This window comes from Pseudomonas sp. NPDC077186 (genome assembly GCF_044543505.1).
In the GTDB taxonomy this organism is placed as follows: Bacteria; Pseudomonadota; Gammaproteobacteria; order Pseudomonadales; family Pseudomonadaceae; genus Aquipseudomonas.
Genome location: NZ_JBITWE010000003.1, coordinates 754,190 through 761,675, shown reverse-complemented (window position 1 = coordinate 761,675; position 7,486 = coordinate 754,190). Strand labels below are relative to the sequence as shown.

The window sequence follows — 7,486 nt, the reverse complement described above, 5'->3', positions numbered from 1 at the left end:
CTTGCATGTGTTAGGCCTGCCGCCAGCGTTCAATCTGAGCCATGATCAAACTCTTCAGTTCAATACTGCTTGGGTTTTGAGAAAACCCTAAACTTAGCTCAGCAATCGCAAAAAACTCTCGAATTCACGAGTGTTACTTGTGATGCTGATAATCTGTCGACTACCAGTCTTACCTCACAAGCACCCACACGAATTGCTTGATTCAGTTGTTAAAGAACAGTTGGCCAAGTCTTTCGTCTCAACCGAGGCGCGCATTCTACAGCACCTCATCTTTCCGTCAAGCTGTTTTTCGAAGAATTTTTTCTTTCTACTCAACAACTTAGAGCAACCTCAGCGTCATCTCTTCCGCTTCAGCGAGGCGCGCATTCTACAGCACCTCTTCACTCCGTCAAGTTGTTTTTGAAGAAATTTTCTTTCTATCTCAACAACTTAGCGCTTCGTCGAACCTGGGTTCGTCTCAGCGAGGCGCGCATTTTACATGAGCGCAGCGAGCTGTAAACCCCTGATATGCAAAAAATTGCGCAAATCGGATCAGGCGCCTCCGCCCCTCTTTATATAGAAGGGCAACAGGCTCAGATCACCCCCGCCTCGCGCAGCGCGGCGACCTGCGCTGCGCTCATGCCTAACAGCCGCTGCAACAGGGCTTCGGTGTGCTGGCCCAACAACGGCGGAGCCGAGCGATAGGCCACCGGCGTAGCGGACAAACGCAGCGGACTGGCCACCTGCGGCGTGCTGCTGCCCAGGGCATTGGGCAGATCGAGACGCAGGCCACGCGCCCGAACCTGCGGATCGGCGAATACCTGCGCCAGGTCGTTGATCGGGCCACAGGGCACACCGGCCGCTTCCAGCAGTTCGATCCACTGCGCGGTGCTCTTGAACACCGTCGCCTGGCGCAACAATGGGATCAGCTCAGCGCGATGGGCGACCCGCGCCTTGTTGGTGGAAAAACGCGGATCGTCAGCCAAAGCCGGAAGGCCGGCGACCTCGCAAAACTTGCGGAACTGCCCATCGTTGCCCACGGCGAGAATGAAATCGCCATCGGCACTGGGAAAGTCCTGATAGGGCACGATATTGGGGTGGGCGTTGCCCAGACGCTTGGGCGCCACGCCGGTCGCGAGGTAGTTCATCGCCTGGTTGGCCAGACAAGCGACCTGCACGTCGAGCAGCGCCACGTCGATGTGTTGACCGATACCGGACTGCTCGCGCTGATTCAGCGCGGCCAGCACACCTACCGTCGCGTAGAGACCAGTGAGGATATCGGTCAGCGCCACGCCCACTTTCATCGGCCCGGCGCCCTCTTCCCCCTCCGGGCGCCCGGTCAGGCTCATCAGGCCGCCAAGGCCCTGAATCATGAAATCGTAGCCGGCACGCTTGGCATAAGGGCCGGTCTGGCCGAAGCCGGTGATGGAGCAGTAGATCAGTCGCGGGTTGAGCGCCTTCAGCGATTCATAGTCGAGACCATAGGCCGCCAGGCCGCCGACCTTGAAGTTCTCCAGCAGCACGTCGCATTGCGGCACCAGCTCGCGGATCAGGCGCTGGCCCTCGGCCTGGGTGAAATCCAGGGTCAGCGACTGCTTGTTGCGGTTAGCGCTCTGAAAGTAGGCCGCCTCGCGCGAATCGCTGCCCTCGGCATCCTTTATATAAGGAGGCCCCCAATGCCGGGTATCGTCGCCCGTGCCGGGACGCTCGACCTTGATCACCTCGGCACCGAGGTCGCCGAAAATCTGCCCGCACCAGGGCCCGGCGAGGACGCGGGACAGGTCGAGCACACGAATATGGGACAGGGCGCCGGGCATGGCGATTCTCCGCAGGGTGCGCCATGCGCACCATGGATCGTTGAGAGGTGCGCAGCCTTAGAAGAACGCCTGAATGCCGGTTTGCGCACGACCGAGGATCAGCGCATGCACATCGTGGGTGCCTTCGTAGGTGTTGACCACCTCGAGGTTGACCAGGTGACGGGCGATGCCGAACTCGTCGCTGATGCCGTTGCCGCCGAGCATGTCGCGGGCCAGGCGGGCAATATCCAGCGCCTTGCCGCAGCTGTTGCGCTTCATGATCGAGGTGATCTCCACCGCTGCGGTGCCCTCGTCCTTCATCCGCCCCAGGCGCAGGCAACCCTGCAGGGCCAGGGTAATCTCGGTCTGCATATCGGCCAGCTTCTTCTGGATCAGCTGGTTGGCGGCCAGCGGACGACCGAACTGGTTGCGATCCAGTACGTATTGGCGCGCGGTGTGCCAGCAGAACTCGGCCGCGCCCAGGGCGCCCCAACTGATGCCGTAGCGCGCGGAGTTGAGGCAGGTGAACGGACCCTTGAGGCCGCGCACCTCGGGGAAGGCGTTCTCCTCGGGGCAGAACACGTTGTCCATGACGATCTCGCCGGTGATCGAGGCGCGCAGGCCGACCTTGCCGTGGATGGTCGGGGCGGACAGCCCCTGCCAGCCCTTCTCCAGGACGAAGCCGCGGATCTCGTCGGCATCGTCCTTGGCCCAGACCACGAACACGTCGGCGATCGGGCTGTTGGTGATCCACATCTTGCTACCGCTCAGGCGATAGCCGCCCTCGACCTTCTTCGCGCGGGTAATCATGCTGCCCGGGTCGGAGCCATGGTTCGGCTCGGTCAAGCCGAAGCAGCCGATGTATTCGCCGCTGGCCAGTTTCGGCAGGTACTTCTGCTTGGTCGCCTCGTTGCCGAACTCATGGATCGGCACCATCACCAAGGAGGACTGCACGCTCATCATCGAGCGGTAGCCGGAGTCGATGCGCTCCACCTCGCGGGCGATCAGGCCGTAGCACACGTAGTTCAGGCCGCTGCCGCCGTAGGCTTCGGGAATGGTGGCGCCGAGCAGGCCGGTCTCGCCCATCTCGCGGAAGATCGCCGGGTCGGTGCGCTCGTGTCGGAAGGCCTCCAGCACGCGCGGGGCCAGCTTGTCGGCGGCGAACTGCCGGGCGCTGTCCTGCACGATGCGCTCTTCTTCGGTGAGCTGTTGATCGAGCAGCAGCGGGTCGATCCAGTTGAAGCTTGCCTTGGCCATTGCGAGAAACCTCGAAGCGGTGAAGTGAGCGGTCGACCAAGCCGACCCCGAATGGCATTGATCCTAGGCCTGACTGGCCGATTGGACAAACGCAGAATTCGCACATACCTGTGCTTTTTACTCACTTCGAGATAGCTTAATCGCCAAGATATATCGCTTATGAGTGAGGCTTTGGCATAAATGCGCCGCAAGATCCCCAGCACCGCCGCCCTGGTCGCCTTCGAATCCGCCGCCCGCCACCAGAGCTTCACCAAGGCCGCCGACGAGCTCAGCCTGACCCAGAGCGCCATCTGCCGGCAGATCGGCGGCCTGGAAAGTTTTCTCAATGTCGAACTGTTCCGTCGTTCCCGGCGCGGCGTGGTGCTGACCGAGGCCGGGGTCGCCTATGCCCGCAAGGTGGCGGCGCAACTCGATGCCGTGGAGCGCGACACCCTGGCGCTGATGGGCAACCAGGGCACCAGCAGCATCGAGCTGGCGGTGGTGCCGACCTTCGGCACCCAATGGCTGCTGCCGCGGCTACGCGCCTTCCAGCAATTGCACCCGGAGGTGACGGTACACCTGACCAACCGCACCCGCCCCTTCCTGTTCGCCGACACCCATTTCGACGCCGCCATCTACTACGGCGATGCCGAATGGTCGGGCACCGAGGCGCATTTCCTGATGCATGAGCACCTGCTGCCGGTATGTAGCCCGGCATTGCTGGGCAAGCAGCCGGTCAGCGCCGAGCAGATTGCCGCGCTACCCCTGCTGCAGCAGAGCACCCGCCCCTATGCCTGGCGCCAGTGGTTCGCTGCCCAGGGCCTGAGCGTGGCCCGCGACATGACCGGCCCACGCCTGGAGCTGTTCTCCATGCTCGCCCAGGCCGCGCGCCATGAAATGGGCGTCGCGCTGATCCCACCCTTCCTGATCCAGCGCGAACTGGAGGACGGCAGCCTGGTGGTCGCCCTCGACCGCGCCGTCCCCCACAACGACCGCGCCTATTACCTGATGGTGCCGGAGCGCAAGGCCGAGTCGGCAGCGCTCCAGGCATTTCGCGACTGGTTGCTGCTGCAAGCCAGCACCTACCGCCAGGGATAACGCCCCGCCAGCACTTATGGCCCGCCCATAAAGGCGACAAGCAGGCATGCAAGTCCCGCAACAAGAACAGGTAGTGCATTTACGGTCACACTACAACGCCGCAATAGCCTCGATCCGCGTCACGCCCTGTGCTTTCGGGACATTGCACTATTCTGAACGCTCCGTTCGCCGCTTTTTACACCCCAGTCGATTCGACCAACGGTCATTCGTTCGATGAATGACCGGAAGACCGCACAAGCCCCATCAAACCTGCTTCCCCTCAGGTGCGGCGCGGCCTGCGCGCGGTATAAAAATCTCTCATAGACCTATTACTTGTAGTAATCCATTTTTTTTACTCCATAACTTCTTGTAAGGGTCTGCGTTCGATTGCACAATCGCCGCGCCCGCCACCAACTGGCAGGTTATGTGCTGATCCCCAATCGCCAGCGTGCCAGCGCAGTACGCCGGTTCACCCAAAAGATCACGCAGGAGATTAGAAGTGCACATCGGTGTTCCTCTCGAAACCCACGCCGGGGAGACGCGGGTTGCCGCGACGCCCGAGACCGTCAAGAAGCTGGTCGGCCAAGGCCACCAGGTGACCGTCCAGGCCGGTGCCGGCGTCAGCGCCAGCATTCCCGACGCGGCCTATGCCGCCGCCGGCGCGACCATCGGCAACGACGCCGCCGCCCTCGGCGCCGACCTGGTGCTGAAAGTGCTCGCGCCGACCGAGGCCGAACTGGCGCATATGAAGACCGGCGCCGTGCTGGTCGGCATGCTCAACCCGTTCTGCAACGACACCATCGCGCGGATGAACACCCGCGGCATCACCGCCTTCGCCCTGGAAGCCGCGCCGCGCACCTCGCGCGCACAGAGCCTGGACGTGCTGAGCTCGCAGGCCAATATCGCCGGCTACAAGGCGGTGCTGCTGGCCGCGCACCATTACCCGCGCTTCATGCCGATGCTGATGACCGCCGCCGGTACCGTAAAGGCCGCGCGTATTTTGATTCTCGGCGCCGGCGTCGCCGGTCTGCAGGCCATCGCCACGGCCAAGCGCCTGGGTGCGGTGATCGAGGCCTCCGACGTGCGTCCGGCGGTGAAGGAACAGATCGAGTCGCTCGGCGCCAAGTTCGTCGACGTGCCGTTCGAGACCGATGAAGAACGCGAATGCGCCCAGGGCGTCGGCGGCTACGCCCGGCCGATGCCGCAATCCTGGATGGAGCGCCAGGCCAAGGCCGTGCACGAGCGCGCCAAGCAGGCCGATATCGTCATCACCACCGCACTCATTCCGGGTCGTAAGGCACCGACGCTGCTCCATGAGAGCACAGTGGCCGAGATGAAGCCGGGCTCGGTGGTCGTCGACCTGGCTGCGGCGCAGGGCGGCAACTGCCCGCTGACCGAAGCCGACCAGGTGGTGGTCAAGCACGGCGTGACCCTGGTCGGCCACACCAACCTGGCCGCGCTGGTACCGGCGGACGCCTCCGCCCTGTACGCACGCAACCTGCTGGACTTCCTCAAGCTGGTAATCGACAAGGAAAGCCAGTTCCAGCTCAACCTCGAAGACGACATCGTCGCGGCCTGCCTGATGTGCAACGCCGGCGAAGTCGTGCGCAAGAACGGCTAAGGAGTAGAGACATGGATCTGATTTCCGACGGCATCTACAACCTGATCATCTTCGTGCTGGCCATCTACGTCGGCTACCACGTGGTGTGGAACGTCACCCCGGCCCTGCACACCCCGCTGATGGCCGTGACCAACGCGATTTCCGCGATCGTCATCGTCGGCGCCATGCTGGCCGCCGCCCTCACCGTCACCCCGCTGGGCAAGGCCATGGGCACCCTGGCCGTGGCCCTGGCCGCGGTCAACGTGTTCGGCGGCTTCCTGGTGACCCGACGCATGCTGGAAATGTTCAAGAAGAAGGCGCCGAAAGCGCAGGCGGAGAAGCACTGACCATGAGCATGAACCTGATCACTGTTCTCTACCTCGTCGCCTCGATCTGCTTCATCCAGGCGCTCAAGGGTCTGTCGCACCCGACTTCGTCGCGGCGCGGCAATCTGTTCGGCATGGTCGGCATGGCCATCGCCATCGTCACCACGGTCGGCCTGATCCACAAGCTCGGCAGCGAACTGGCCGTGCAGGGCCTGGGCTTCGTCATCGTCGGCCTGCTGGTCGGCGGTAGCGTCGGCACCATCATGGCCAAGCGCGTCGAGATGACCAAGATGCCCGAGCTGGTCGCCTTCATGCACAGCATGATCGGCCTGGCCGCGGTATTTATCGCCATCGCCGCGGTGGTCGAACCGCAGTCGCTGGGCATAGTCGCGGCCCTGGGCGACGCGATTCCGGCCGGCAACCGCCTGGAGCTGTTCCTCGGCGCGGCCATCGGCGCCATCACCTTCTCCGGTTCGGTGATCGCCTTCGGCAAGCTGTCGGGCAAGTACAAGTTCCGCCTGTTCCAGGGCGCTCCGGTGGTGTTCAAGGGCCAGCACCTGGTCAACCTGCTGGTCGGCCTGGCCATCATGGGCCTGGGCCTGTTCTACACCTTCACCGGCGACATCACCGCCTTCGCCGTGCTGGTGGCGCTGGCCTTCGTCATCGGCGTGCTGATCATCATCCCGATCGGCGGCGCCGACATGCCGGTGGTGGTGTCGATGCTCAACAGCTACTCGGGCTGGGCGGCGGCCGGTATCGGCTTCTCGCTGAACAACTCGATGCTGATCGTGGCCGGCTCCCTGGTCGGTTCGTCGGGCGCGATCCTCTCGTACATCATGTGCAAGGCGATGAACCGTTCGTTCTTCAACGTCATCCTCGGCGGCTTCGGCGCCGATGCCGACGCCGGCGCCGCCGGTGGCGCGCAGCAGGAGCGCAACGTGAAGTCGGGCTCCAGCGACGACGCCGCCTTCCTGCTGACCAACGCCGACACCGTGGTCATCGTGCCCGGTTACGGCCTGGCCGTGGCCCGTGCCCAGCACGCGCTGATGGAGTTGGCGGAGAAGCTGACCCACCGCGGCGTGACCGTGAAGTACGCGATCCACCCGGTGGCCGGGCGTATGCCGGGGCACATGAACGTGCTGCTGGCCGAGGCCGAAGTGCCGTACGAGCAGGTGTTCGAGATGGAGGACATCAACTCCGAGTTCGGCCAGACCGACGTGGTGCTGGTGCTCGGCGCCAACGACGTGGTCAACCCGGCGGCGAAGAACGATCCGAAGTCGCCGATCGCCGGCATGCCGATCCTCGAGGCCTACAAGGCCAAGACCGTGATCGTCAACAAGCGCTCGATGGCCAGCGGCTACGCCGGCCTGGACAACGAACTGTTCTACATGGACAAGACCATGATGGTCTTCGGCGACGCCAAGAAGGTCATCGAAGACATGGTCAAGGCCGTGGACTAAGCCCTACGACAC

General features: G+C 63.4%; 6 protein-coding genes. 4 read left to right on the top strand and 2 right to left on the bottom strand.

The window, feature by feature from the left end:
• Nucleotides 1-572: 572 nt before the first annotated feature.
• Together ACIGKL_RS15475 and ACIGKL_RS15470 are read right to left on the bottom strand one after the other, a co-directional pair.
• The gene (locus ACIGKL_RS15475) at nt 573-1,796 is read right to left on the bottom strand and encodes a CaiB/BaiF CoA transferase family protein (RefSeq protein WP_397487462.1); all 1,224 of its coding nucleotides are present in this window, start codon (nt 1,794-1,796) and stop codon (nt 573-575) included.
• Nucleotides 1,797-1,853: 57 nt separating this feature from the next.
• Complete coding sequence (locus ACIGKL_RS15470) at nt 1,854-3,032, bottom strand: acyl-CoA dehydrogenase (protein WP_397487461.1); 1,179 nt, start codon at nt 3,030-3,032, stop codon at nt 1,854-1,856.
• A gap of 180 nt (nt 3,033-3,212) precedes the next feature.
• Between ACIGKL_RS15470 and ACIGKL_RS15465 the strand changes: the two genes are divergently transcribed.
• The 4 genes from ACIGKL_RS15465 (at nt 3,213) to ACIGKL_RS15450 (ending at nt 7,474) form a co-directional block, all read left to right on the top strand.
• Nucleotides 3,213-4,109, top strand: coding sequence for a LysR substrate-binding domain-containing protein (locus ACIGKL_RS15465; protein WP_397487460.1), 897 nt, complete (start codon nt 3,213-3,215; stop codon nt 4,107-4,109).
• A gap of 478 nt (nt 4,110-4,587) precedes the next feature.
• Nucleotides 4,588-5,709 (top strand): Re/Si-specific NAD(P)(+) transhydrogenase subunit alpha, encoded by a 1,122-nt coding sequence (locus ACIGKL_RS15460; protein ID WP_397487459.1) that lies wholly within the window; start codon nt 4,588-4,590, stop codon nt 5,707-5,709.
• A gap of 11 nt (nt 5,710-5,720) precedes the next feature.
• Complete coding sequence (locus ACIGKL_RS15455) at nt 5,721-6,035, top strand: NAD(P) transhydrogenase subunit alpha (RefSeq protein WP_016490057.1); 315 nt, start codon at nt 5,721-5,723, stop codon at nt 6,033-6,035.
• Between the two features lie 2 nt (nt 6,036-6,037).
• Entirely contained in the window at nt 6,038-7,474 is a 1,437-nt protein-coding gene (locus ACIGKL_RS15450) for an NAD(P)(+) transhydrogenase (Re/Si-specific) subunit beta (protein ID WP_397487458.1), read from the top strand.
• Nucleotides 7,475-7,486: the final 12 nt, after the last annotated feature.